Raw genomic sequence first — 25,847 nt, 5'->3', positions numbered from 1 at the left:
GCCTGTGGCCATGGCCGCAGTCCGGGGCCGGGAGGACTCATCGCGTCGGGTGGTCGGTGACGTCGGAGTGTTCGAGATGGCTGGCCAGTACGGCAGCCTGGACGCGGCGCTGGACGCCCAGTTTGGCCAGCAACCGGGAGATGTGGTTCTTCACCGTCTTTTCAGACAAGTAGAGCCTCTTGCCGATCTCCCGGTTGGTGAGTCCGTCACCGATCAACGCGAGGATGTCCCGCTCGCGGGGCGACAGACTGGCGAGCTCGGGCGCCAGGGCCGGTGCCTCGGCGGGGTCCGCGCGCAGGGAGCGCATCAGCCGGGCGGTGGTCGTGGGGTCCAGCATCGACTGACCGGAAGCGACCGTGCGTACCGCCGAGACCAGGTCGGAGCCCTTGATCTGTTTGAGCACATAGCCCGAGGCTCCGGCCATGATCGCGTCGAGCAGCGCTTCCTCGTCGTCGAAAGAAGTCAGCATCAGACAGGACAGCTCCGGCATCTGGCTGCGCAGCTCCCGGCAGACGCTGATTCCGTCACCGTCCGGCAGGCGGACGTCGAGGACGGCCACATGCGGACGCAGCGCAGGGCCGCGCACCAGTGCGTGCTCGACGCTGTCGGCGTCGCCGACCACCGAGATGTCCGGCTCGGCGTCCAGGAGGTCCGTCAGACCGCGGCGTACGACCTCGTGGTCGTCCAGCAGGAAGACCCGGATGGGGTTCTGTTCCGAAAAGGTACGCGCCTCGGCCATGACGACCCCTTGTTCACTGGTGGACGGCGGACCACGAGCTGTATGTGACAACGATCATCACCCTGCGGGAGCGGATGCACCAGGGCCGACCGGCCCCACCGCAGCGCAGTTGTCCGTTGTTCCATCAGCTGCACGATCTCCTTGAAGGTGGCTCCACGGCCGACGGCTGCGACGTTGTGGGTCATCACCTCGCTCACGATGTGCGGGCTTTCATGCACAGTGACTCCCTGGCGGATACCGAAGCGGTCAGCGCGCGCTTCCGCTGCCGTAAGGTGCGTAAAGGTCCAGCAGCCGGGTCCTGGCCGTCCGCAGCCGGCGGGCGACGATGTCTCCCACCCACTGGGCCACTGCCATTCCCAGCGCGGGATCGGCCTGGCACATGGCCCGTACCACGTCGGCATCGAACTCGTACGCGCGCACCGTGCTTGTGGCCTCGGCGCCAAGGTGCCAGGTGTGCGGTCCGAACAGCCAGGACCAGCCGATGAGTTCGTTGTGCCCGAGGGTCTCGATGACGGCCGCGCGGCGGCCGGGCACATGGATGTCGAGGACCACCGTGCCGGTGCGGATGACCCAGAACCGGTCCGCGTGCCGTCCCTCCTCGAACAGGCGGGTTCCCTGAGCGAACGACACCTCCCGCGCGATGCCCATCAGCCGCTCGCTCTGCTCGGCGGGCAACGCTCGCAGCATGCTGAAAGTGGGGGAAGCGTTCATGATCCTGACCTCTTCCGGGGAGCGTGATCCTGCCAACTCAAATCTCGCCCCGGCACCCCGCCTTCACCATGGGCCACCCGGCCCCGAGGCCGGGCCGCATGGCATCGGTCGGAGCTGAGGTCGATCCGGTCCCCGCGCCCTTGCGGGAGGGATGCCGCCCGTGCCGTGGCCGCTGGGACAGCCTTGGGCCGAAGGACCCTCGGAAGGGCCTGCCCGGCCCCTGCAATCCTGCTCTCCCCGGCACCAGGCTCGATGGGAGAGGAATCCACGAGCATGTATTCAGGAGGTGCGGATCATGCTTCGACACGTTGCCGCGGGGTTCGACGGTTCGCCCGAAAGCCTGGCCGCCGCCCATTGGGCGGCCCGGGAAGCCATACGCCGTGGCACGGCGCTGCGCCTGGTGCACGCATGGCAGCCGCGGCCGGCCCCGTCGGTGCCCGCGGACATGTCCCAGAGTTCGTGGGCCGAGGACATGCCGGCGCGGGCAGCGGCCAGCCTGCGCGCCGCGCACTCCGGGCTGCAGGTCATCGTTCAGTCCGTGGCCGACTCGCCGGTGGAGGCCCTTCTGGCGGTGGCCGAGCAGTGCGATCTGCTGGTTCTCGGCTCCCGCGGACTTGGCGGCCTCGCGGGGTTCCTGACGGGGTCGGTGTCGCAACGGATCGTCGCCAGGACACCGCATCCCGTGGTGCTGGTCCGGGCGGGAGAGTGCGCCGCCGACGAGCACCTCTCGGCGGTGGACGGTATTTCCCCCGAGGAGATACCCGAGACCCCCTATCGCGACGTCGTTCTCGGCCTCGGCGCCGACCGGCCCTGTGACGAACTGATCGAGTTCGCCTTCGACGCCGCCCGACGCCGTGGCGCCCCGCTGCGGGTGATCCACGCCTTCAGCGCCCCGTCGGCCTTCGCGGCGGTGGACAGCCTCGCCCCGGTGAACGGCCGGGAGCTGCTCGCCGAGCGTGAACACGCCGTGATCGCGACGCTGCGTCCCTGGTGCGAGAAGTTCCCCGAGGTCGCCGTCGCCGAGGCCGTCACCGAAGGTCGTGCCGCCAGTCAGCTGGTACGTGCCTCGACCGGCGCGGCCCTCGTCGTGGTGGGACGCCGGGTACGAGAAGCCCGGCTCGGCACCCATGTCGGCCCGGTCGCACACGCCGTGCTGCACCACGCACCCTGCCCCGTTGCCGTCGTCCCGCACGTCTGAACAGTCCCACGCGGCCGTGGTGGCGCGCGGCAGGGGCAAGGTGTGTGGATGCGGTGCCGAGGAGCTGGCGGTGGACGTCGAGACACGGACGCTCACCGCACCCGACCGGACCGTGCTCGCCGAAGGCACGGTGATCGCCGTGGACGGCACGGCGGGCACGGTCCACCTCGGGTCTCTGCCGCTCACCACCTCGCCGGTGGGCCGCTTCCTGGACACCGGAGAACGCGACGTGGCACTGACCGGGGCTGTGGCCCGTACCCTCGAACACGCCGACCCCACACGGCGCTTGGGGGTGCGCGCCAAGGCCTACACCCCCTAGGACCTGTCCTACCGATCATGCCGCAGACGCGGGGTGTGGTGCGCCCCGCTCACCGGCGCTTCGCAGGCACCGCTGCTTTCCTGCGACTTGATCGGCCGGACAGGTCCTCGCCCGACGGGGCGACTCCGCCACGTCGGCTCCACCTGGACGGTTGGACCATGGCAGAGGCCAACCGCTCCGGGTCATGTGGCCTTGCGTCCCCACTGAGCTCCGAGCTGGTCCCACTCACGACCCCATTGGGCGTAGCGGCGCTGATCGAGCCGCCATTGCGCGACGCGGCCGACGGCGAACGCGAGGCCGGCGAAGGCGGCTGCGGCCCCCGCGCCGAGCGTGCCCGCCTCGAGGGCCGCCGCCGAGGCGGTCGGCGGCTCCGTGGTGGGGCGGCCCTCGCTGTTCAGCCAGATGACGACCTTCGCTCCGGCCCGATGTCCGGAGTCCACCAGGGCTCGGCCGGTATGGGTGGAGCCGTCCGACGTCGTCCAGCGGGCCATCGCGCTGACCTGGTCGTGGATCGCGCCCTCGGCCGTCGGCGCCATCCGTGCCGTGTCATCGAGCAGGACGGCTGGGACAGCGCGCCGCTCGTTGCGTAGCTGCCGGAAGGACTCGTCGGCGGCCTGGGCTGCCATCACGCCGACCAGGGTGCCCCCCAACGCGATGACGGTCCAGACGACCAGAATGATCCAGGCCTCGACGAGGTCGTCGTGCCGTCGCAACGGATTCCTCCGCCACCGCCACAACAACTGCCTCGCACACTTCATCCTGCGCATCGCACCGCACCTCCTCGTCATCGAGGACAGCAACGTGTCATTTCGGGAGTGAGTGACGGCAGGAGCCGACTGGACGGCAATACCGGGCCGTCCGGCGCCGCCACTCGCGCGGCAATGGGGAGCAATGGGGACCGACCGGCCCATGCGAACAGCATCCGCCACGGTCAGGCTGGACATACATGGTCACTCCGCGCGCGAGGAGGGCCGCGTCAGCGGTACCTGAGCACAGCCGTACCCCATTATTCCGGGCGGAGCGGAGCGGCGCCTTGCAGGAGGCCGATTGCTCATCCTCGTCCCTCACGACAAGCATCGGTCAGGCCCAGGAAGGGATCGTCATGAAGGCACTCGTATTCCACGGCTCCGGAAAGGCCGCATGGGAGGACGCCGCCGACCCCGGCATCCAGGACGCCACCGACGCGATCGTCCGCGTCGACGCGGTCACCATCTGCGGAACCGACCTGCACATCCTCAAGGGCGATGTCCCGGAGGTACGCCCAGGCACCGTGCTCGGGCACGAAGCCGTCGGGGAGATCGTCGAGGTGGGCAGCGACGTCCGCACGGTCCGCCCCGGCGATCGTGTCCTGGTCTCGTGCATCACGGCGTGCGGCCGTTGCCGGTTCTGCCGCGAAGGCACCTACGGGCAGTGCCGCGACGGCGGGGGCTGGATCCTCGGCCACCTGATCGACGGCACGCAGGCCGAGTACGTGCGCGTGCCGCACGCCGACCTGTCCACGCATCCGCTGCCCGGCGCGTTGGAGAGCAAGGACGCCGTGCTGCTCGCCGACATCTTCCCCACCGCCTACGAGGTGGGTGTGCTGAACGGGCACGTACGGCCCGGAGACACCGTCGTCGTGGTCGGTGCAGGGCCCATCGGGCTCGCCGCGATCGCCACGGCACGGCTCTACACCCCGGAGAAGATCATCGCCGTGGACCTCGCCCCGGCCCGGCTGGACGCCGCCAAACACCTCGGCGCCGACGGCGTGGCACTGGCCGGAGAGGAGGCCGAGGAATTGGCTGCCGACCTCACGCAGGGCCTCGGAGCCGACGTGGTCATCGAAGCCGTCGGGGTGCCGGAGAGCTTCGAGATGTGTACGCGCATGGTGCGGCCCGGCGGGCACGTGGCCAATGTCGGCGTACACGGCAAACCGGCGACACTCCACCTCGAAGACCTGTGGATCAAGAACGTGACGATCACCACCGGTCTGGTCGACACGCACTCCACTCCGACCCTGCTGCGCATGTTGGCCGCCGGCCACCTGACCACGTCGTCCATGGTCACCCACACCTTCCCGCTGGACGCCATGGAGGAGGCGTACGACATCTTCTCGAGGGCCGCCGACACCGGCGCGCTCAAGGTCGTCCTCGGTGTGCCGCAGCACGATGCCCTTACGGTCAGGACGCCCACAGCGAGTCCCGGACGGTGAGCCCGACCTGAGTGTCACCCGTCGCCGCGTGGGCATACGCAGCCGAGGCCGTGCCCGTCGGCATCGGCCGGAGTGGCGAGCCGATCGCCCTGCCGCCAGGCTGATGGCAGACGTACCGGTACGCAGGACGGGCAGACGCACAAGGGGACTGGATCCACATGCAGATCGACCTGGCGGGACGCACCGCCCTGGTGACGGGCTCGACGCAGGGCATCGGCGCGGCGATCGCCGCCGGACTCGCGCGCTCCGGCGCCCGTGTAGGGGTGAACGGCCGGGACGAGCAGCGGGTCGCGGAGGGCGTGGCGCGACTGGCGGAGGAGGTGCCTGGTGCCTCCTTTGTGCCCGTGGCCGCCGACGTGGCGAACGAGGAGGGCGCTCAGCGCGTCCTGAGGGCGCTGCCGGAGGTGGACATCCTCGTCAACAACCTCGGCATCTTCGGCTCCGCCGACCCGCTGGAGATCAGCGACGAGGAGTGGCGGCGCTATTTCGAGGTGAACGTGCTGGCCGCGGTACGGCTGACCCGCATGTACCTGCCGGGCATGACGGAGCGCGGCTGGGGCCGGATCCAGTACATCGCCAGCGACTCGGCGGTCGTCATCCCAGCCGAGATGATCCACTACGGCATGTCCAAGACCGCGCTCCTCGCGGTCGGCCGCGGCTTCGCGAAGCAGGCGGCGGGCACGGGGGTGACGGTCAACTCGGTCATCGCCGGCCCCACCCACACCGGCGGCGTCGAGGACTTCGTCTACGAACTCGTCGACCGCGACCTGCCCTGGGACGAGGCCCAGCGCGAATTCATGCGGAAGTACCGGCCGCAGTCCCTCCTGCAACGGCTGATCGATCCTGAGGAGATCGCCCACATGGTCGTCTACCTCAGCTCCGACCAGGCTTCGGCCACGACGGGCGGAGCCCTGCGGGTCGACGGGGGATACGTCGACTCGATCCTGCCCTGACGACGCGGGGTCGACGGCCGGCGCACATGGCCTGGGAAAGGACTGTGCAACCTTCCGATGACCTTGGTCGTCATTCGCCCGCGGACTGCCCTCCGACCTCGAAGCCGTGATCGCCGGACTCACCCTGCACCGGAGTTCGGGAGGTACCGCGAGGGCGCCGTCACACGCGTGAAGGGCGACCGGTAGCGACCCCGGTGAGGACGCGATGCGGCGACCAGGAAGAGTGTACGATCGTACCTTCATGAGTGTACGATCGTACGCATGCCGATGGATTACTTCGCTGACGACCCGCGCACGAACCTGCAGCGCATGCTCGCGGGTGACTTGTACATCGCCGATGACCCGGAGATCGCCCGGCGACAGCAGCGCGCCATGAAACTGGCCTTCCGCTACCAGGCCGCCTACATCGAGGACGCCGACGGGGCCAGGCCGATCCTGTCCGACCTGCTCGGCTCGGTGGGCGAGGGCGTCGACGTGCGGCCGCCGCTGTACGTCGACTACGGCACCAACATCACCATCGGGGCACGCACCTTCGTCAACTACAACCTCACCGCGCTGGACGTCGCACGGATCACCATCGGCGAGGACTGCCAGATCGGCCCGAACGTCCAACTCCTTACTCCTACCCACCCCGTAGAGCCGGAGCCCCGGCGCGACAAGCTCGAAGCCGCGCGCCCCATCACCATCGGGGACAATGTCTGGCTCGGCGGCGGGGCCATCGTGTGCCCCGGAGTGACCATCGGCGACAACGCCGTCATCGGCGCCGGGGCAGTGGTCACCAAGGACGTGCCTGCCAATGTCGTCGCCGTCGGCAACCCCGCCCGCCCTGTGCGCAAGTTCTAGCGGCACCCTCTCATGGCCACCGGACACACCGACCCGCAGCGGCGCGAACGGATCCTCGCCGCCACGCTCGATCTGATCGTCGACGACGGAGTCGCGGGCGTTTCTCACCGCAAGATCGCCACCCGCGCCGACGTGCCCCTCGGCTCGATGACCTACCACTTCACCGGCATCGACGATGTGCTACGCCAAGCCTTCACACGCTTCGCCGATCACATCGTGGCTGTCTTCGAGGAACACCTCAGCCGAGCACGCGGCCCCGAGCAGGCCGGCGAAGCCGTCACCGACCTCGTTCACGCTCTCTCCGACGGGCCTCGCCGCGATCTCATCCTCTCCCAGGAGCTCTACACCCTCGCCGCTCGCCACCCGGAATACCGGGAGCTGACCCAACAGTGGATGCAGCGCAGCCGTCACCTGCTGGAACAGCACTTCGACGCCGACACGGCCCGCCAACTGGACGCATTGATTGAGGGGTTGACCCTGCACCGTGCCCTTGACGCCTCGCCTCACCACCGAGAACTGACGAGACAGGCCGTCGCCCGCATCACCGCCGCATAGCAAACACCCTCCCCAAGCAGCCCGTGGGGTGCGGGCCTGACACCGCACCCCACGGGCCTTTACGGCGAACAGGGCGACGAGCGGGCGGCGCAGGTCGCCGGTGAACGCCTGGCGGATGTCGCCGAACAACCGCTGACCGGGACAAGCCCCCGGCGGAGGCGATGCCGTCCATCGCCGTGCGCCGTGCGCCGTACCTGGGCAGGCGGTCGTAGGCGGCGTCGAGGACCTCGTCGAGCCGGTCCGTGGCCCTCGCTCAGGCCGGATTCTTCGCTCAGGCCAGCTTCTTCAGCAACTCGGCGGCGAGCGGGGCCGAGGACGCCGGGTTCTGACCGGTCACCAGATTGCGGTCGACGACCACCTTGGGGGCCCAGGGCTCGCCCTCCTGGAAGTCGACGCCCGCCTCGACGAGCCGGTCCTGGAGCAGCCACTTCGCCTGGTCGGCGAGACCGGCCTGCGTCTCCTCGGTGTTGGTGAACCCCGAGACCCGGTAGCCCGCGAAGGCGTTGGTGCCGTCGTCCTTCGTCGCGGCGAGCAGCGCGGCCGGGCCGTGGCACACCACGCCGAGCGGCTTGCCCGACTCCAGCGCGAGGGTGAGCAGGCGGCCGGAGTCGGCGTTGACCGCGAGATCCTCCATCGGGCCGTGGCCGCCGGGGTAGAAAACGGCCGCGTAGTCGTCGAGGTCCACCTCCTCCAGCTTGATCGGCTGCCGCAGCTCGGTGATCGACGCGAGGACGTTCGCGATCCGGTCGGCGCCTTCCTGCCCGCCGTTGAACTCGGGGGCAAGGCTCCCCTTGTCCACAGTCGGTACGACGCCGCCCGGAGTGGCGACGACGACCTCGTGGCCCGCGGCCTTGAAGGCCTCGTACGGGGCGACGGCCTCCTCGGCCCAGAAGCCGGTCGGGTGCCGGGTGCCGTCGGCGAGCGTCCAGTGGTCGACGCCGGTCAGCACGAAAAGGATCTTCGACATGGTGCGGTTCTCCGGGGGTGCGGGCCCTGACGGACCTGTGAGGTTTTCCGGTCGTACGCCCTGACACTCCGGACTCGGATCGTCGGGGCGGTGATGTCCTCGACGCTATGCGGGTCGGGCATAGGTGACCAATAGGGAACCCCTTGGCAGGCATAGGAGATCCAATGGCGCCTCGGGAATACACGGGCCGCGCCGGAACTCCGGAACTATCGCGGCACGGAGGCGCGCTGCTCCAGGATGCGCAGGGCCCCTTCGGCCCAGCGGATGCTCTCCCGCTCGAAGGCGCGTCCTCGCATCAGGGTGAGATACGGGCCGACGCGCTCGGTGTCGGTCAGGTACTCGTCCTCGGTGCGCCCGTCGAGGAGCCGGGCACGGATCCGGTCGTAGTGGGCCAGCTTGTCGTGAGCCCACTCCAGTTGCTCGGTGATCGCCGCCCGTACTGCCTGGTCGTCCCCGTCGTCGACGGCGTAGACCTTCACCATCAACTCGTCGCGGATGGCCGTGGGCTTCGACGGCTCGGCCGTGAAATCGCGCAGAGCGCCGCGGCCCGCCTCGGTCAGGGAGAACACCCGCTTGTTCGGCCGGCGCTCCTGCCGCACGAGCCGGGCCTCGATGAGCCCATCGGACTCCATCCGGTCGAGCTCGCGGTACAGCTGCTGCGGGGTCGCCATCCAGAAGTTGGCCACCGAGGCGTCGAAGCCCTTGGCCAGGTCGTACCCCGACGCCTCGCCCTCCAGAAGCGCGGCCAGGACCGCGTTGCGCAATGCCATGGCCCCAGGCTAGACGCCAGGCATCCCTGCGACTAATCTCATCCGCACCTAGTCAATTAGTTGAGTACTGCGACCTATGAGAGGTGGGCGTGATGCACTCGTTCCGCAAGGCCGTGGAAGCCGGAGACTTCGCCGCGATCGAGGACATGCTGGCCGACGATGTCGTGTTCACCAGCCCCGTCGCCTTCAAGCCCTACCCGGGCAAGGCGATCACCGCGGCCATCCTGCGCGGCGTCTCCCGCGTCTTCACCGACTTCCGCTACGTACGGGAGATCGTCGGTGTCGACGGTCACGACCACGCGCTGGTCTTCGAGGCGAAGGTGGGCGACAAGGAGATCAGCGGCTGCGACTTCCTGCACTTCGGTGAGGACGGCAGGATCGACGAATTCATGGTCATGGTCCGCCCGCTGTCGGCGGCGCAGGCGCTCTCCGAGGCGATGGGGGCACAGTTCGAGCGAATCTCCCGCGAGGCGGCAGAAGCGGCAGAAGCGTCCGGGGCGTGAGTGGCGTCCCTGCGACTCTCCACGGCTGACGCGATGGCGTCGGCCCGACGGCGCCCGTGGTCATCTGCGCCCGGGTAATCCGGCGCCCCGAGGGGCCGCTTTACTCCGTGGCGGTCGGCGGCGGCACGTCGACCCGCCAGAACGCCGACTCCGGCGGCGTCGACCGGGCAATCGCCGTCGCGGCGCCGAACGGGGCGCCATCTGTCTGGGCCCCGGTGAAGGCTTGCGCGAGCGGGTGCGCGACACCCCGAAGACGGTCTCCGTCCGCACCGCCATTCCCAATTTCTGCAACACGTTCTACGGTGTGCGCCGTCAGGTCCGGCCTTGGGGAGCCAGGAGGCGTCGTGCATCTCGAATACACGCCAGAGCAGCAGCGGCTGCGCACCGAACTTCGTGCCTACTTCGCCGAGTTGGTGCCGGATCACGCCCGCGCCCACGCCCGGCACGGCGACCCGGCGGCGCAGAAGCGCTTCTACCGGGACACCATCCGCAGGCTCGGCTCCGACGGCTGGCTCGGCGTGGGCTGGCCGAAGGAGTACGGCGGGCGCGGGCTGACCCCGATGGAACAGTTCATCTTCTTCGACGAGGCCGCCCAGGCGGGCATACCGCTGCCTCTCATGGCGCTGAACACGGTGGGCCCGACGATCATGCAGTTCGGCACCGAGGAGCAGAAGGGATATTTCCTGCCCAGGGTCCTCTCCGGCGAGATCGACTTCGCCATCGGCTACAGCGAGCCCGACGCGGGCACGGACCTGGCCGCGCTCAGGACCAAGGCGGTCAGGGACGGTGACGAGGCCACCGGCCACTACACGGTCAACGGGCAGAAGATCTGGACGACCAACGGCGACACCGCCGACTGGGTGTGGCTCGCCGTCCGCACCGCCCCGGACGCCCCGCCCCACAAGGGCATCACCATGCTCCTCGTGCCGACCTCCGACCCCGGCTACTCCTGCACCCTCATCAACACCCTCGCCTCGCACGACACCACCGCGAGCTACTACGAGAACATCCGTGTCCCCGTCTCCCGCCGGGTCGGCGAGGAGAACAAGGGCTGGCGGCTGATCACCAACCAGCTCAACCACGAACGCGTCACGCTCGCCGCCCACGGCACCATGGCGATCCGCGCCCTGCACGATGTCCAACGCTGGGCAATGGAGACCAAGCTCGCCGACGGCCGCCGGGTGATCGACCTTCCCTGGGTGCGCCGCCGCCTCGCCCAGACCCACACCAGGCTCGACGCCATGAAACTCCTCAACTGGCAGATGGTGAACGCCGTCCAGGAAGGCACCCTCACCCCGCAGGACGCCTCCGCCGTCAAGGTGTACGGCTCCGAGGCGCGCCGTGACGCGTACGCCTGGCTCATGGAGATCGTCGCCGTGCCGAGTGTCCTCAAGGAAGGCTCGGCGGGCGCGGTCCTGCACGGTGAGCTGGAACGCGGCTACCGCTCGGCGGTGATCTTCACCTTCGGTGGCGGGAACAACGAGATCCAGCGGGAGATCATCTCGTGGATCGGGCTGGGGATGCCGCGGGTACGGCGTTAGCCTGCTGTGGTCGGGTAGCCGGAGCCCATTGCTGGACCGCGGCCCCCTCGCAACCGTGCCTGCACCTCGCAGCGCACACGGCTCAAGCAAGCCCCGAGGGCTTCGCAGGTCGATACAGGGGTGCGGTCCGTTGGTCATCGCCAGCATGGTGTTGTTGGTGGTATTCGGCGTGAACGAGGCGGAGGTTGATCCCCTCGCGTGGGCTGTCCGGTTCGTATTCGGCTCCGGTGATCAAGGCCTGGGGGATCGCGGAACTCCGCCGCGCGCTCCAACAGCTGGGGACAGCTGCGCTACGCGGATCCCCTGATCACCAGATCCGTCGGCAGGATGAGGGGCGTCGGCTCCTCGCCGCCCAGCACACGCACCAGCATGCGGGTCATCTCGCGGCCGAGGGCCACGATGGGCTGGTGGATCGTCGTCAGGGCCGGCTGGGTGTGCCGGGCCGTGAGGACGTCGTTGAACCCGACGACCGCGACGTCCTCGGGGACGGCGTGGCCGCGCTCGCGCAGGACGCGCAGGGCGCCGGCGGCCATGGCGTCCGAGGCGACGAACACCGCGTCCAGGTCCGGATGTTCGTCGAGGAGGCGGGCAGTCGCCGCGGCGCCGCCCGCCTCGCTGAAGTCGGCGTGGGCCACGCGGTGGTCCTTCAAGCCGGCCAGGGCGACCGCCTCGCGGAAGCCCAGATAGCGGGAGACGCCCGCGTGCATGTCGAGCGGGCCGGTGACGGTGCCGATGGCGCGGCGGCCCGTCGAGACCAGGTACTCCACGGCCTGGCGGGCCCCGCCCCGGTTGTCGGCGTCCACGTACCAGCGCGGGGCCCGGTCCAGCGGGCGGCCTCCGTGTACGACGGGGACGCCCCCTGCCTCGGCCACCTTCGCCAGCGGATCGTTCTCGCGCAAAGCCAGCAGCATGACGCCGTCCGCACCCCGGGACTGGAGGATGCGGGCCAGCCGGGCCCGGCCCCGCTCGGAGGCGGCCAGGACCAGCAGCAGTTCCAGGTCCGTCTCCTCGATGACCGCGTTGACACCGGTGATCACCTCCGCGAAGAAGAGGTTGGCGAACAGGGCGGGGTCGTCGCTGGAGATCGCCAGCACCACGGCGCCGCGGCGCTGCGACGCAAGCGAGCGGGCCGCCACGTTGGGCACATAGCCCAGCTCCGCCACGGCGCTCTCCACTGCCTGCCGCGCCTTCGTGCTGACGTGCCGGCGGTTGTTGATCACACGCGAGACGGTTCCGATGGACACCCCGGCGCGCAGTGCCACCTCGTCGAGCGTCGGCGGCCGTCTGGTCATGTGGGGCTGCTCCTGTTCGTACGGACGGGGTGGCGAGTAGCAGCACTGTAAGCGCCAACCGCTTCACAGGCCGCTTCGGCGGATGACCTCGGCGTACCAGCGGGCGCTGTCCTTGGGCGTGCGGCGCTGGGTCGCGTAGTCGACGTGCACGATGCCGAAGCGGGGAGCGTAGCCGAACGACCACTCGAAGTTGTCCAGCAGCGACCAGACGAAGTAGCCCTGCAGCGGCACGCCGCGGCTGATCGCCTGTGCGCAGGAGCGGAGATGGCCGTCCAGGTAGGCGATCCGGTCCGCGTCGTGCACCTCGTCGTGCTGCACCACGTCGTCGAAGGCGGCACCGTTCTCCGTGATGTACAGGGGTACGGCCGGGTAGTCGTCCTTGAGGCGCAGGAGGAGCTCCAGGAGTCCCCTCTCGTCGATTTCCCAGCCCATCGCGGTCCTCGGACGGCCTCCGTCGGCGATACGGACCGATGGCGAGCCCACATAGGCGGATTCGGCCGGCGTCGAGCTGTCGGCGACCAGCATCGGCGCGTAGTAGTTGACGCCGAGGTAGTCCAGCGGAGCCCCGATCTTCTTCAGGTCGCCGTCGTGGAGGTGGCCGAAGTCGGTGACCCCGTGGAGGTCGTCGAGTACGTCGTCGGGGTAGGCGGCGCGCAGCAGCGGGTCGAGGAAGAGGCGGTTCTGCATGCCGTCGATGCGGCGGGCCGCGTCCAGGTCGGCGGGCGTGTCGTGGCGCGGGGAGACGTGGGTGAGGTTGAGCGTGATGCCGATGTGGGCGTCGCCCCGCATCGCCTCCGCCGCCAGGCCGTGCCCGAGCAGCAGGTGGTGGGCGGCGAGTACGGCGGCCGCGGGTTCACGGCGGCCGGGGGCGTGGCGGCCCGTGGCGTAGCCGAGGAAGGCCGAGCACCACGGCTCGTTGAGGGTGGTCCAGTGGGTGATGCGGTCGCCCAGCGCCTCGTGGACGAGGGCGGCGTACTCGGCGAACCGCTCGGCGGTGTCCCGGGCGGGCCAGCCGCCGCGGTCCTCGAGCGGCTGGGGCAGGTCCCAGTGATAGAGGGTGGGCCAGGGCTGGATGCCGTGGTCGAGGAGGGTGTCGGTCAGGCGGCGGTAGAAGTCGAGGCCGCGCTGGTTGACCGGGCCCGAGCCGGTGGGCTGGATCCGGGGCCAGGCGAGGGAGAAGCGGTAGGCGCGCAGGCCGAGTCCGGCCATCAGTGCGACGTCCTCGGGGAAGCGGTGGTAGTGGTCGGCCGCGACGGCTCCGGTGTCGCCGCCCTGGATGGCGCCCGGGGCGGCCGCGAAGGTGTCCCAGATGGAGGGGCCCCGGCCGGCCTCGGTGACCGCGCCCTCGATCTGGTAGCTCGAGGTGGCGGCGCCCCACAGGAAGTCGGGATCGAACGTGCTCACTGAGTTGAACCTCCACCTGCGGGCATTCCGAGAGCGATAACAATCGGAATGCTCTCGTCCATGATTCGTACATCACTGCTGAGCTGGATTGACGCCGCAGCTCGGCCGGTATCTACGCGATGCTTCCGGGAAAAACTGGAAGCGCTTACAGTCGCAGCCTAGGAGCGTCATGTTCAGTCTGTGAAGGGTTCGGACGCAGAAAAGACTCTTGTGCTTGAAGGCTTGACAGCATCGGCGCCGCCGCCGAACATCTGGCACTGACGCCGCACCGAGCCGGGACCCTGCCACCGAGAAGGGCCCGGTATGTTCCACAAGACCAGATGGGGCGCGGTCTTCCTCGCGCCCGTCCTGACCGTCGCTCTGGCTGCGACGCCCGCGCACGCCGCGGAATACGAACGGGTGCTCAACGGCACGTTCGACAGCGTGAAGAGCCCCTGGTGGAGCAGCGCCAACACGCCGTCCGCCATCAATCTGGGTCGGCTGTGCGCCGATGTCCCCGCGGGGACCGTCAACGCATGGGACTCCATGATCGGCCAGAACGACATCCCGCTGGAGGCCGGACAGCCGTACACGCTGCGCTTCACCGCCTCCGCCACCCGGGACGTGTCCATCCGCGCAGTGCTGCAGCTGCCCGCCGCTCCGTACACGACAACCTTGAACAAGGCCGCCGCCGTCACCACCACGCCCAAGCCCTTCCAGTTCACCGGCACCTCCACGACCGCCGGCCTGCACGCCCAGCTGTCCTTCCAACAGGGCGGCGCCACCGAGCCGTTCACCCTGTGCCTCGACGACGTCTCCCTCACCGGCGGTGCGATACCACCCGGCGGCGGGCGCGACTTCGGTTCCCCTGTGCGGACGAACCAGTACGGCTACGCCGTCCACGGCCCCAAGAGGGCGTCCATCGTCGACGCCTCGGCGACGCCCGTGGAATGGCGCCTGCTCGACTCCTCGGGTGCGGTCGTCAAGAACGGATTCACCCGCGTCCAGGGCACGGACACCGCGTCCGGTGACCATGTGCACATCGCCGACTTCAGCTCGGTCCGTACGGCCGGTACGGGATACACGCTCGCGGTCGACGGGGCCACCAGCTATCCGTTCGCCATCGCGGACAACCCCTACAAAGTCCTGCGCAAGGACGCACTCGACTACTTCTACGCCGTCCGCAGCGGCACGCCCATCGAGGCCCAGTACGCCGGCGACGCCTACGCCCGGCCCGCCGGACACATCGGCGTGGCACCCAACAAGGGCGACACGGACGTGCCCTGCCTGCCCGGCACCTGCGACTACTCGCTGGATGTCCAGGGCGGTTGGTACGACGCGGGTGATCAGGGCAAGTACGTCGTCAACGGTGCGCTCGCCGCCTGGCAGTTGATGGATTCCTACGAACGCTCCCGCGGCCAGGGCGACACCGCGGGGCTGCGTGACGGACTGCTGAGCATCCCGGAGAACGACAACCGCGTCCCGGACGTACTCGACGAGTCCCGCTGGGAGACGGAGTTCCTGCTGAGCATGCAGGTGCCCGCGGGTGAGCCGCTGGCCGGCATGGTCCATCACAAGGTCCACGACCTGGCCTGGACCGCCCTGCCCACCCAGCCCGACCGGGATTCCCAGCCCCGCTACCTGCACGCGCCGTCCACGGCCGCCACCCTCAACCTCGCCGCCGCGGGCGCCCAGTGCGCCCGGGTGTGGGCCCGCTACGACGCGGCTTTCGCCCACAGGTGCCTGACCGCGGCCAAGACCGCCTGGAAGGCCGCGCTCGCCCATCCCGACGTGTACGCCCCGAGCAGTGACAACGTCGGCGGGGGAGCGTATGCCGACACGGACGCGGCCGACGAGTTCTCCTGGGCCGCCACCGAGCTCTACGCCACCACGCACGACCGTGCCTACCTGTCCCGCATCGATACGGAGATCACCTCGGCCGGATTCTCCTGGCGGGACACCGGCGCGCTGGCCGACCTCACCGTCGTCCGGCTGCCGAGCCGCTTCCCCGCCCACATGGTCGCCTCCGCGCGCAAGCGGGTCCTCGCCGTCGCCGACGGGTTCGTACGGGACGAGCGGTCGCAGGGCTACCCGAACCCCAACCTGCCCGCCGACGGCGCCTACGTCTGGGGCTCCAACAGCGTCACCGCGAACAACGCCGTGGTCATCGCGACCGCGTACGACATCACCCACCGGAAGGTCTACGGCAGTGCCGTGCTGGAGTCGCTGGACTACCTCCTCGGCCGCAACGCGCTGAACCAGTCCTTCATCACCGGATACGGCACCCAGTCCAGCCACAACCAGCACAACCGCATCTGGGCCCACCAGATCGACCCCAAGCTGCCCAGCCCCCCGCCCGGTTCGCTGGCCGGTGGCCCCGACTCCGCCCTCCAGGATCCGGTCGCGCAGCAGAACCTGGTCGGCTGCGCCCCTGCCACCTGCTACATCGACGACATCTACTCGTACTCGACCAACGAGATCGCGATCAACTGGAACTCCGCACTCGCCTGGGTGGCGACCTTCGCCGCCGACACCGCGCACTGAACCCACCGCCGTGGCCCCGCCCGCGCCGGTCGAGCGCGGGCGGGAGCCGAGCCGAGGGGCCCGCGGCAGCCCCGCCCCCAGAGAAAAGGGACGCACCATGCGCTGGAACGCCCTGCTCAAAACTGCCTTGCTCAGAACTGTTCTGATCGGCCTGCTCGCCCTACCGCTGCCGCTCGTGGCGGCCGGTTCGGCAGCAGCCGCCAGCCCGATCTCGCTGACGAGCGGCTTCTACTCCAACCCCGACTCCGGCCCGGCCGTCTGGGTCCGGAACAACCCCTCCGACGCACGTGCCGCGCGGATCCAGTCGGCCATCGCCTCCCAGCCGATCGCCCGCTGGTTCGCCGGTGAGAGCGGAGGGATCGGACCGGCCGTGGCCAACTACGTCGGCGCCGCCGACAGTCACGACCAGCTGCCGGTCCTCGTCGCGTACAACATTCCGCTCCGGGACGCCTGCGGCGGCCACTCGTCCGGCGGCGCGGGCAGCGTGGCCGAGTACCGCACCTGGATCTCCACCTTCGCGGCCGCGGTGGGCGACCGCCCCGCCGTGGTCGTCATCGAGCCGGACGCCTTGTCCGACTTCAGCTGCCTGACCAGCTCGCAGATCACCGACCGTCTCGCGATGCTCGCCTACGCGTCCCAGATGTTCCAGCAGAAGGCACCCAACACCTGGGCCTATCTGGACGCCGGACACACCAACTGGGTCGCCCCGGCGACCATGGCGAGCCGGCTGAACGCCGCGGGCGTGCGCAACATCCGCGGCTACTCCCTGAACGTCTCGAACTTCTACACCACCGCGTCCTCGGAGACCTACGGCAACTCGATCAACTCGGCCCTGGGCGGCGGCTCCCACTTCGTCGTGGACACCAGCCGCAACGGCAACGGCTCCAACGGCGAGTGGTGCAACCCCGCCGGGCGCAAACTCGGTGTCACCCCGCGAGTGGGCGGGGGTGAGGACCTGTTGCTGTGGGTCAAGACGCCGGGCAACTCCGACGGGGCGTGCGGCATCGCCCCGACGGTCCCCGCCGGACAGTTCAGCCCCGCCATCGCCGTCCGGCTGATCGACGGCACCTGATCCCGGCGTACGGCATCTGATCCCGGTGTGGGGCGCGGGTCCCTGACAGCCCGCGCCCCACGCCGTTTTGCTCGTCAACTCGGCGGCTCCAGGCGGACGGTGTCCTGAGTGCCGTCGGGCCAGGTGACGGAGGCGAGGGCCGTGCCGTCGCCGTCGTAGGAGACCTCCAGGTGTACGGCTTCGGCCGCGGTCGGCCCCTCGACCACTCCGGAGAGGCAGACCAACGCGGCGTACACCGTGCCCGGTTGGACCTCCGCCGTCGTGGCGAGCCAGGGTGTCGCCGAGTGCGGGCCGAAAGCATTGGCGTCCCGCGCGGTGGCGATGCCCGCCTCGTCGAAACCGCGCAGCGCGACCACCGTGCTGAACAGGCCGTCCGGGCGGCGCACCCAGGCGCCGGGCCCGGTCCCTTCGTGCGTGAACGGCGGCTCGGCGGCGGCCAGGCAGTAGCCGCCGAGGCGCAGCCGCAGCGGCTCCTCCACCTCGCCGTCGACCCGGGTGAGCCGGACCTCCAGCGGGCCGTTCAGCACGGACGCCGTCGTGATCCACGGACCCGGGCGGAAGGACGGTGCGGGGTCGTGGGCGTACGGGGCTGGTACGGGGCCGAGCGGCCAGTGCGCGCGATGGCGGGAGACGGCGGAGCGGACACCGAGATGCAGGCGGGTCAGCGGGCGGCGGTGGGAAGGGCGCCCCTCGGCGTCGAGCAGGGCGATGTGGGAGTCGAGCGGGTCGTTCAGGCTCGCCTCCGTGCTGTCGGGGGCGGCGTGGGAGGCGTAGGCGAGGCGGCTGTAGACCGGGTCGTCCGCCTCGGCGTCGACGCCGTCACCGAAGGCGTGGTCGCTGCCGTGGTTGACGACGCGTACGACTCCGTCCGCGGCCGTGCCGGAGACGAGCCACCCCGGGGCGGTCAGCGTCCGCCGCACGTCCCGTGTCTCGACCGTCAGCGTCTCCTCCTTCTCCGCCCACACCGGGTGCTCGGCGGGCAGCACCAGTCCGGCGAAGCCCTTGCTCGACCAGTACGGCGAGCCGGGCCCCGAGTACGGCTGCCGGATGGCCGGGAACTCCCCGTGCCAGCCCAGCGGTTGAAGCCCGCGCCCGTCGAAGCAGCCGGCTTCGGTGAAGTGCCGCAGCACGCCGCTGGCCAGTCGGCGGGTGCGGCCCGCCGGCAGGGGAGTGGCGTCGAAGACGGCACCGGTCCACAGCGGGCAGAGCATCGCGTAGCGGTACGTGAGGGAGCGGCCCTGGTACAGCGGGGCGCCGTCGGCCGCCACGAGGTGCTGGGCGTCGTCGAGGTAGCGGCGCAGCCGGGCGCGATAGCGGGGGAGCAGGGCGGGGTCGGCGTCGGCGCCGGAGATGCGGCAGTACCAGAGCGGGTAGTACTGCATGGCCCAGCCCGAGTAGTGGTCGAAGTGCCGCAGCGGGCCGCCGGTGCCGCTCCCGTCGGAGTACCAGCCGTCGCCCGCGTACCACTCTTCCGTGCGCGTGATCGCGTGATCGATGTCGGCCGTGCTCCACGGCGCGCCGACCGAGCGCAGGAACGCCGACGTGATCGCCCGGAACCAGACCCAGTTGTTGTCGGACACGTCGCTGCCGAGCAGGTCCGTCATCCACGCGACGATCCGCTGCCGTACGCCGTCGTCCAGCCGGTCCCAGATCCAGGGCCGCGTCTCGTGCAGCGCGATCGCCACCGACGCGCACTCCACCTTGGCCTGCCCGCAGTCACGCATGCTCGGCCAGCGCTCCGGCGATGGCGAGTGCGGATCGGTGCCGGCGGCCAGGCCCTCGGCGTACCACGCGGCATGGCCGCCCGGGTCGGTGTCGCCGGACTGTGCCAGGCGGAAGCCGGCGAGCAGAAAGGTGCGGGCGAAGCCTTCGAGGCCGTCGCTGTGCCGACCGTTGCGGCTGGCGGGGCCGGGCAGATGGAGCAGGGCGTGCCGGTCGGTGGCGTACGGGCGGACGGCGGCCAGCTGTGCGTCGGCCAGCGCCTCCCAGTGCGTACGCGTCCAGCCGGTGTACGGGGAGAGGAGTCGGTCTTCCGGTATCAACTGTCCGCCTTTCCGACGGTGTTGAGGCGGGCGGGGGGCGCCACCGATTGGCGTACGACGACGTGCGAGCCGAGCACCACACGGCGGCTCGGCGGATCGGTGGGGCGGCGGTGCAGGGCGAGACGGGTCGCGGAGCGGCCGAGTTCCTGCTGGGGGACGTGCACCGTGGTCAGTCGCGGGTAGAGGTCCTCGGCGAGCGGGATGTCGTCGAAGCCGACCACGGAGACGTCGTCGGGGACCGAGCGGCCCAGGTCGCGGGCGGCGGCGATGGCGCCGGCGGCGCTCATGTCGCTGGCGCAGAAGATCGCGGTGGCGTCGGTGCCGGTGAGCAGTCGGCTGGCCGCTTCGTATCCGGACTCGCGCGTCATGTCGCTCTCGGCGACGAGCGCCGGATCGGGTTTGATGCCGTGCGCGCGCAGCGCCCGTTCGTACCCTTCGAGGCGCTGGCCCGCCACGCTGAACTCGTGCGGACCCGCCAGGTGGGCCACCCGGGTGTGGCCCGCGGAGAGCAGGTGGCTGGTGGCGGCGAAGGCGCCGCTCTCCATGTCGCACTCCACCACGTCCACCGGCGCCTTCGCGCCCTTCCAGGGCCGGGCGCAGAGCACCAGGCGGGCGCCGGCCCGGTCCATCCCCTCGGCGGCGGCGGCGAGTTGGGCGAGATGCTCCTCGGTCTCGGCCATGCCGCCGACCAGGATGATCGCCTCCGCGCCGCGCTGACGCATCAGGTTGATCACCGACAGCTCGCGCTCCGGGACGCCCTGGGTGGAACAGACGAGGCAGACCCGGCCGTCGGCGACGGCCTGCTCCTCCACTCCGGAGGCGACGTTCATGAAGAACGGCGAGGTGATGTCGTTGACCACCATCGCCACCATCCCCGAAGCCGTGGTGAGGGAGCGGGCGTTGGCGTTGACCACGTAGTCGAGGTCGCGCGCGGCCTGCATGACCCGCTCGTGCGTCGCCGGGGGCGCCGTGTACGCCCCGCTGAGGATCCGCGAGACGGTGGCGACGGACACGCCTGCGCGCGACGCCACGTCACGGATCGTCGCCCGACCTGCGGAACCCCGACCTTGAGCCATGCTCTGCTTCTCCTCGCCCCGGTGAACAGCCAACGTGAGTAACACCGATGAAAAAGTTACACAACTCGCCAGGGTTTCTCTATGCCCTGGCAGACACCTGACTGGCCGGGCCCCCTGCCATCGCCAGGATCGCCCCGTAAAGCCTCGTCGAAACCCCTTGACGACCGCGATACGCACCCTTAACGTCCCGGTTACTGTAAACGGTTGAGTGAACGTTACATGCCGTTCAGCATCCCTCTTCTCCGCCTCGGAGGAACACCAGATGACTTCGTCGAACGTCTCCAGACGCGGCCTCCTGCGCGCCGCCGCACTCGGCGCCGGCACCATGGCACTGGGCGGCGGCCTGAGCGCATGCGGCTCCGGCTCCCCCTCCTCGTCGGCGGACGCCCTCACCTACTGGGACTGGTACGTCACCCAAGCCCCCTGGGTCGACAACGAGATAGCGCTCTTCCAGAAGGGCCACAGCGGCGTCAGCGTCAAGAAGACCACCCAGCAGAACGCCAAGTACGCCGACCTGGTGGCGCTCGCCAACCGCAGCGGCAACCCGCCGGACGTCTTCATGATCCCGCAGGTACCCAGCGTCGCCGAACAGGTCGCCAAGGGCTGGCTGCATCCGCTCGACGAGTGGGCGACGCCTCAGTGGCAGTCGCGCTTCCCCGAGGGCACCTTCCTGGAGGGCGCCAACGTCTTCGACGGCAAGGTCTACTCGGCCCCGCTGAAGGGCTCGGGCGCGCTCTACCAGCTCTACATCCACAACGGCGTCTTCAAGTCCGTCGGGCTGACCAACCCGGACGGGAGCGTGAAGGTACCCCGGACCTGGGACGAGGTGACCAGCGCCGCCCAGACGATCACCAAGAAGAGCGGCGGCAAGTCGTACGGCCTGGGCTTCGGCAACGCCGACGGCATCGGCGTCCTCGCCTGGTGGCTGGACCTGTTCGTGCGCGGCGCCGGTGCACCTGGCGGGGCCCCCACCATCCCCGGCACCGGCATGGACTACCGCGTCGGGAAGTGGACGTTCGGCACCGACCGTGCGTACGCCGACTTCCTGGAGTTGTTTGTCGAATGGAAGAAGCGCGGCTTCTTCCACCCCAACTCCGTCAGCCTCTCGGACGAAGCGGCCCGCGCGTTCTTCGAGCGCGGCAAGTTCGGTATGACCGTCGGCGGCGTATGGAACCAACCCGAGTGGACCCAGCACAAGTTCACCGACTACAGCCTGGTCACGCTGCCCTCGCCCACCGCGACACCGAAGGGCTACTACTACGCCGACCCGGTCGGCAACGGCGCCTTCGCCGCGGTCTCCGCCAAGACCAAGAAGGCGCACCAGGCCTTTCAGTGGCTGGACGCGCTGACGTCGCCCGCCGCAGGCCGCCGCTGGGTGCAGGACCTCAACGGCGTCTCCGCATACCCCGCGGACAACGACCCGGCCGGCATCGACTCCAAGCCCTTCGCCGCCTTCGTCGGCATGACCCGGCAGGTGCTGCGCGGCCCCGTACCCCTCGTGCGCAACCCGGAGCTGGCCGGCGTCGCGCCCGGCGTCCCCAAGCCGGACATCAGCGATGTGGTGACCGGTGTCTACACCGGCCAGATCAAGGACATACAGAGCGCGTTGAGCAGCCTGGCCGACAAGAAGTTCCAGCTCCTCTCCGACGCGGTCGCCGCGGTGGCCAAGCAGGGCAAGAAGGTCAGCACGTCCGACTACGTCTTCGCGGACTGGGACCCCACCAAGCCGTACACCACGAAGAAGGCGTGAGCAGCCGTCATGTCACTCCTCGCCACCCGTCAGCGCCGGCGGCCGCCCCGGACCGCACCACCTGTCGCCCCCCGGGCCGGCCTCTGGCACCGCATCCGCGCCGCCAAGTGGTCGTACCTCTATCTGGCCCCCATGGCCGTGCTGCTGCTGGCCTTTGTGATCTACCCGATCTTCGCCTCGTTCGGCTACACCTTCTACCGCTGGAACGGCATCGGCGAACCCGGCGACTACGTGGGCCTCGCCAACTTCCGGCAGATCCTGCACGACGGCATCTTCTGGGGCGCCGTCGAGCACACCTTCGTCTACGCGTTCGTGCTCGTCCCGGTCCAACTGGTGCTGGCGCTGGCGCTCGCGCTGGTGCTGAACAACCCGAAGCTCAAGTTCGCGCTGTTCTTCCGGACCGTCTACTTCATCCCCGTCGTCACCTCGGCGGCGGTCGTCGGCGTGGTCGTCCAGCTCATGCTCGCCAACTTCGGCGACTCGGCGGGCAGTCTGCTGGCCAAGACCGGGGTGACCGACGGGCAGATCGACTGGCTGGGCGACCCGAACACCGCCCTGGCCGTGATCATCGCGATCGGCATCTGGCACACCCTCGGCTACAACCTCGTCTACTTCCTCGCCGGACTGCAGACCATCCCGGCGGAGCTGTACGAGGCGGCGAAACTCGACGGCTGCGGCCCGGTCCAGTCCTTCTTCCGCATCACCATCCCGATGCTGCGCCAAGTCGGCGTCGTCATCGTGGTGTTGGCCTTCATCGGCAGCTTCCAGGTCTTCGACCTGGTGCAGGTCCTCACCGGCGGCGGCCCGTACTTCGCCACCGAGGTCGTCAACACGTACATCTACCACCTGGCCTTCGGCGGCGCCGCCGGCGCCGCCGCCCAGCCCGACATCGGCCTGGCCTCCGCGGCCTCGTTCCTCTACGGACTGCTGCTCATCGTCTTCTCCGCGCTGCAGGTCCTCGCCCTGCGCCGGCTCAGCCGACGGCGCACGGCCGCCAACAAGTGAAGGGGTTTCGTCGATGTCCACACTGTCCCCGCGTCCGCGGCTGAGCCTGCGCCAGGGCCGGCGCGGCCTGCTCTATCTCGCCTTGCTCGGCGGCGGGCTCATCTGGCTCTACCCGTTCCTGTGGGCGTTGGGCAGCTCGCTGAAGAGCACCGACGGCTTCTTCTCCGGCGGGCTGAACCCGATCCCGTCCGAGTTCCACTGGTCCAACTACAGCGAGGCCTGGACACAGGCGGACTTCAGCCGCTTCTTCGTGAACACGGTCCTGTTCGCGACCGGCACGGTCATCGTGACGCTGCTCGCCACCTCCATGGCGGGCTACGTCCTCGCCCGTACCGACTTCCCCGGCAAGAAGCTCTGGCTGGGCCTGGTCGGGGTGACGCTCTTCCTGCCGCACGGCTACACGATCATCCCGGTCTTCGACCTGATCCAGCGGCTCCATCTCCTCAACACCCTCTGGTCGGTGGTCATCGTCCAGTCGGCGGGCGGGATGGTCTTCGGCACCTTCCTCTTCATGGGCTACTTCACGACGATCGACCGGGGCCTCGAGGACGCGGCCCGCGTGGACGGGGCGAGCTTCCACCAGATCTTCTGGCGGATCATGCTGCCGCTGTCCGGGCCGATGCTGGCGACCGTGGGCCTGTTCGCCTGCATCAACGCCTGGAACAGCTTCTTCATCCCGCTGGTCTTCACTCTCTCCCGCCCCGATCTGCACACGCTGTCGGTGGGCATGTTCAACTTCATCGGCCAGAACTCCACCGCCTGGACCCTGGTGTGTGCGGGGTCGGTCATCACCCTGCTCCCCATCGTCCTGATCTTCGTCGTACTGCAGCGGTTCTTCATCAACGGGCTGGCCGGCGCGGTCAAGCAGTAGGGAGGAGTGGCTGTCAGTCGGTTCGCCGAGCCGGTGGAGGTGTCGACGCCCGCCTGCGAACCGGCGGGCAGTCGCAGCGTGAAGACTGTTTCCGCACCGGGCTCGCTGGTGGCGGTGACCGTTCCCCTGTGGGCGTCGATCAGCTGCCTGACGATCGAAAGCCCGAGGCCGCTGCCTCCGGTGCGCCTGCTGCGGGACTTCTCCGCACGCCAGAAGCGGTCGAACACGGGGGCAGGTCCTCGGGTTCGACACCACTGCCGGTGTCGGCGACCTCGATCATGCGGCGTGGGTGGGTGCAGTTCGACCCGCACCAGCCGTTCCACGCCGACATGGTGGAAGCCCTCTGCAGAGCGGTGGTGTCCGCGGGATACCAGCTCGCGCTCGGGTCGAGTGGGGGCCGTGGGACGAGGCGGGCCCCGGTGACGTGGTGCTCAGCGATATCACGGGTGAGCGCCTGCTCGACATCAGCCCGTGTCCTGAGCCCACCCGCGCGAGCGGCACCACGACTGCCCCAAGACCCCGTCTGCCGACGGATTTGGCCGATGCCACCAGCATGACCGCCGCATTGCGAGTGGAAACCAGACATGTTTGTCACACTTGCTGGTGTGGAGACCTTTCAGGCAGGTGACCCGGGGCTCTTCGGGCCCTCCTCGGTGACCTGGCAGATGCACGGCGACCCCATGATGTGGGTCGCCGGGATCCGCGCGCTCTACCTCCAGGCCCTGCACCCGCGCGCGGTGCGCGGGGTCATGCAGAATTCTGACTTCCGGCGCGATGCCTGGGGCCGCCTGATGCGGACCGCGAACTTCGTGGGGACCACGACGTACGGAACCAGTGAGGCTGCTGAGAAAGCCGGGGCGCGCGTACGAAAGATTCACAGCATGCTCACGGCGACGGACCCGGACACGGGGGAGCGCTACGGGGTCGACGAGCCGGAGCTGCTGCTGTGGGTGCACTGCGCGGAGATCGACTCCTATCTGCACGTGCTGCGGCGCTCAGGGTTCCCTCTCACGGACGCGCAGGCCGATCGCTATATCGGTGAACACCGCGTCAGCGCACGGCTGGTGGGGCTCGACCAGGAAGTCGTACCCGCCGACCAGGGCCAACTCGCCGCGTATTTCGAGAAGGTGCTGCCGGAGCTGGCAGCGGGAACCGAGGCGCGAGAGGTGGACGACTTCCTGCTGCGCCCGCCGACCCACCCGTTGCTCGTGCCGGCGCGCGCCCTGCTGTGGCGGCGTGTGGCGCATCTGGCGTACGCCGCTCTGCCGCCGTACGCCCACGAGTTGTACGGCAGACCGGCTCCGCCGCCCCCCGCGGTGACCCGGCGCCTGCGTGCCACGGGCACCTTGCTGCGCTGTGTTCCCGCACGTCTTCGCTGGCAACTCCCTCCCAAACACATTCTGCGGGCCATGTCACGGCTCGGCCCCGGCTCCCGCCCGGCGCCGTACAAAGTCGGCAGATAACTCGCCATACTGGACGGGCCAGGGGAGGGCGCGGCGAGCAGCGACGGGGGCGATCGCAC

23 protein-coding genes and 1 pseudogene are annotated in these 25,847 nt (G+C 69.7%); 14 read left to right on the top strand and 10 right to left on the bottom strand.

Annotation, left to right across the window (positions count from 1 at the left end):
* Positions 1–37: 37 nt before the first annotated feature.
* Both AB0D57_RS18055 and AB0D57_RS18050 read right to left on the bottom strand, forming a co-directional pair.
* On the bottom strand, positions 38–739 hold the full coding sequence (locus AB0D57_RS18055; protein WP_362073080.1) for a response regulator transcription factor: 702 nt from the start codon (positions 737–739) through the stop codon (positions 38–40).
* A gap of 246 nt (positions 740–985) precedes the next feature.
* Positions 986–1,450, bottom strand: coding sequence for a cyclic nucleotide-binding domain-containing protein (locus AB0D57_RS18050; RefSeq protein WP_362073077.1), 465 nt, complete (start codon positions 1,448–1,450; stop codon positions 986–988).
* Positions 1,451–1,745: 295 nt separating this feature from the next.
* On the opposite strand from AB0D57_RS18050, the gene AB0D57_RS18045 reads away from it, so the two are divergent.
* Together AB0D57_RS18045 and AB0D57_RS18040 are read left to right on the top strand one after the other, a co-directional pair.
* Positions 1,746–2,648, top strand: a complete 903-nt coding sequence (locus tag AB0D57_RS18045; RefSeq protein WP_362073074.1) for a universal stress protein — start codon at positions 1,746–1,748, stop codon at positions 2,646–2,648.
* Positions 2,578–2,967, top strand: a complete 390-nt coding sequence (locus AB0D57_RS18040; RefSeq protein ID WP_362073071.1) for a PEP-utilizing enzyme — start codon at positions 2,578–2,580, stop codon at positions 2,965–2,967. The genes AB0D57_RS18045 and AB0D57_RS18040 overlap by 71 nt, the downstream gene beginning before the upstream one ends.
* A gap of 182 nt (positions 2,968–3,149) precedes the next feature.
* Here the strand turns inward: AB0D57_RS18040 and AB0D57_RS18035 are convergent, their stop codons facing one another.
* Positions 3,150–3,680 (bottom strand): hypothetical protein, encoded by a 531-nt coding sequence (locus tag AB0D57_RS18035; RefSeq protein ID WP_362073068.1) that lies wholly within the window; start codon positions 3,678–3,680, stop codon positions 3,150–3,152.
* A 389-nt stretch (positions 3,681–4,069) separates the two neighbouring features.
* On the opposite strand from AB0D57_RS18035, the gene AB0D57_RS18030 reads away from it, so the two are divergent.
* From AB0D57_RS18030 to AB0D57_RS18015, 4 genes are all read left to right on the top strand, one after another.
* Positions 4,070–5,158, top strand: coding sequence for a zinc-dependent alcohol dehydrogenase family protein (locus AB0D57_RS18030; protein WP_362073065.1), 1,089 nt, complete (start codon positions 4,070–4,072; stop codon positions 5,156–5,158).
* A gap of 158 nt (positions 5,159–5,316) precedes the next feature.
* Positions 5,317–6,111, top strand: a complete 795-nt coding sequence (locus tag AB0D57_RS18025) for an SDR family oxidoreductase (RefSeq protein ID WP_362073062.1) — start codon at positions 5,317–5,319, stop codon at positions 6,109–6,111.
* Positions 6,112–6,372: 261 nt separating this feature from the next.
* Entirely contained in the window at positions 6,373–6,954 is a 582-nt protein-coding gene (locus AB0D57_RS18020; RefSeq protein WP_362073059.1) for a sugar O-acetyltransferase, read from the top strand.
* 12 nt (positions 6,955–6,966) lie between these two features.
* Positions 6,967–7,509, top strand: a complete 543-nt coding sequence (locus tag AB0D57_RS18015; RefSeq protein ID WP_362073056.1) for a TetR family transcriptional regulator — start codon at positions 6,967–6,969, stop codon at positions 7,507–7,509.
* Positions 7,510–7,780: 271 nt separating this feature from the next.
* On the opposite strand, the gene AB0D57_RS18010 is transcribed toward AB0D57_RS18015, so the two are convergent.
* A complete protein-coding gene (locus tag AB0D57_RS18010) occupies positions 7,781–8,476 on the bottom strand; it encodes a type 1 glutamine amidotransferase domain-containing protein (RefSeq protein WP_362073053.1) in 696 nt (231 codons plus the stop codon).
* Between the two features lie 206 nt (positions 8,477–8,682).
* Positions 8,683–9,246, bottom strand: a complete 564-nt coding sequence (locus AB0D57_RS18005; RefSeq protein WP_362073050.1) for a PadR family transcriptional regulator — start codon at positions 9,244–9,246, stop codon at positions 8,683–8,685.
* Positions 9,247–9,338: 92 nt separating this feature from the next.
* Between AB0D57_RS18005 and AB0D57_RS18000 the strand changes: the two genes are divergently transcribed.
* Both AB0D57_RS18000 and AB0D57_RS17995 read left to right on the top strand, forming a co-directional pair.
* Positions 9,339–9,749, top strand: coding sequence for a nuclear transport factor 2 family protein (locus AB0D57_RS18000; protein ID WP_362073047.1), 411 nt, complete (start codon positions 9,339–9,341; stop codon positions 9,747–9,749).
* 344 nt (positions 9,750–10,093) lie between these two features.
* Positions 10,094–11,290 carry an acyl-CoA dehydrogenase family protein gene (locus tag AB0D57_RS17995; protein ID WP_362073044.1) on the top strand — a complete coding sequence of 399 codons (1,197 nt, stop codon included), beginning with the start codon at positions 10,094–10,096 and terminating at the stop codon, positions 11,288–11,290.
* A 290-nt stretch (positions 11,291–11,580) separates the two neighbouring features.
* On the opposite strand, the gene AB0D57_RS17990 is transcribed toward AB0D57_RS17995, so the two are convergent.
* Together AB0D57_RS17990 and AB0D57_RS17985 are read right to left on the bottom strand one after the other, a co-directional pair.
* Positions 11,581–12,582, bottom strand: coding sequence for a LacI family DNA-binding transcriptional regulator (locus AB0D57_RS17990; RefSeq protein WP_362073041.1), 1,002 nt, complete (start codon positions 12,580–12,582; stop codon positions 11,581–11,583).
* A 63-nt stretch (positions 12,583–12,645) separates the two neighbouring features.
* Positions 12,646–13,986: a GH1 family beta-glucosidase gene (locus AB0D57_RS17985; protein ID WP_362073038.1), complete on the bottom strand. Its 1,341-nt coding sequence runs from the start codon at positions 13,984–13,986 to the stop codon at positions 12,646–12,648.
* A gap of 303 nt (positions 13,987–14,289) precedes the next feature.
* On the opposite strand from AB0D57_RS17985, the gene AB0D57_RS17980 reads away from it, so the two are divergent.
* The gene (locus AB0D57_RS17980; protein WP_362073035.1) at positions 14,290–16,509 is read left to right on the top strand and encodes a glycoside hydrolase family 9 protein; all 2,220 of its coding nucleotides are present in this window, start codon (positions 14,290–14,292) and stop codon (positions 16,507–16,509) included.
* A 97-nt stretch (positions 16,510–16,606) separates the two neighbouring features.
* Complete coding sequence (locus AB0D57_RS17975; protein WP_362073032.1) at positions 16,607–17,581, top strand: glycoside hydrolase family 6 protein; 975 nt, start codon at positions 16,607–16,609, stop codon at positions 17,579–17,581.
* 74 nt (positions 17,582–17,655) lie between these two features.
* On the opposite strand, the gene AB0D57_RS17970 is transcribed toward AB0D57_RS17975, so the two are convergent.
* On the bottom strand, positions 17,656–19,623 hold the full coding sequence (locus AB0D57_RS17970) for a DUF2264 domain-containing protein (protein ID WP_362073029.1): 1,968 nt from the start codon (positions 19,621–19,623) through the stop codon (positions 17,656–17,658).
* Positions 19,620–20,654, bottom strand: coding sequence for a LacI family DNA-binding transcriptional regulator (locus AB0D57_RS17965; protein WP_362073026.1), 1,035 nt, complete (start codon positions 20,652–20,654; stop codon positions 19,620–19,622). The genes AB0D57_RS17970 and AB0D57_RS17965 overlap by 4 nt, the downstream gene beginning before the upstream one ends.
* 307 nt (positions 20,655–20,961) lie before the next feature.
* Between AB0D57_RS17965 and AB0D57_RS17960 the strand changes: the two genes are divergently transcribed.
* Genes AB0D57_RS17960 through AB0D57_RS17950 form a run of 3 tightly spaced genes read left to right on the top strand, consistent with a single transcriptional unit; the run spans position 20,962 to position 24,325 of the window.
* Positions 20,962–22,449: an extracellular solute-binding protein gene (locus AB0D57_RS17960; RefSeq protein ID WP_362073023.1), complete on the top strand. Its 1,488-nt coding sequence runs from the start codon at positions 20,962–20,964 to the stop codon at positions 22,447–22,449.
* A 9-nt stretch (positions 22,450–22,458) separates the two neighbouring features.
* Positions 22,459–23,454 carry a sugar ABC transporter permease gene (locus AB0D57_RS17955; protein WP_362073020.1) on the top strand — a complete coding sequence of 332 codons (996 nt, stop codon included), beginning with the start codon at positions 22,459–22,461 and terminating at the stop codon, positions 23,452–23,454.
* 13 nt (positions 23,455–23,467) lie between these two features.
* The gene (locus AB0D57_RS17950; protein ID WP_362073017.1) at positions 23,468–24,325 is read left to right on the top strand and encodes a carbohydrate ABC transporter permease; all 858 of its coding nucleotides are present in this window, start codon (positions 23,468–23,470) and stop codon (positions 24,323–24,325) included.
* A 59-nt stretch (positions 24,326–24,384) separates the two neighbouring features.
* Here AB0D57_RS17950 and AB0D57_RS17945 read toward each other — a convergent pair.
* Positions 24,385–24,605, bottom strand: a pseudogene (locus AB0D57_RS17945) (ATP-binding protein); the annotation flags it as partial.
* 385 nt (positions 24,606–24,990) lie between these two features.
* Between AB0D57_RS17945 and AB0D57_RS17940 the strand changes: the two are divergent.
* Entirely contained in the window at positions 24,991–25,788 is a 798-nt protein-coding gene (locus AB0D57_RS17940) for an oxygenase MpaB family protein (protein WP_362073163.1), read from the top strand.
* The last annotated feature ends 59 nt before the right edge of the window (positions 25,789–25,847 follow it).

Origin of the sequence: Streptomyces sp. NPDC048275 (assembly GCF_040652275.1) — a bacterium.
Classification (GTDB): Bacteria; Actinomycetota; Actinomycetes; order Streptomycetales; family Streptomycetaceae; genus Streptomyces.
Note: the sequence above shows the minus strand (reverse complement) of the source record. Positions and strands in the feature narration are given on the sequence as shown.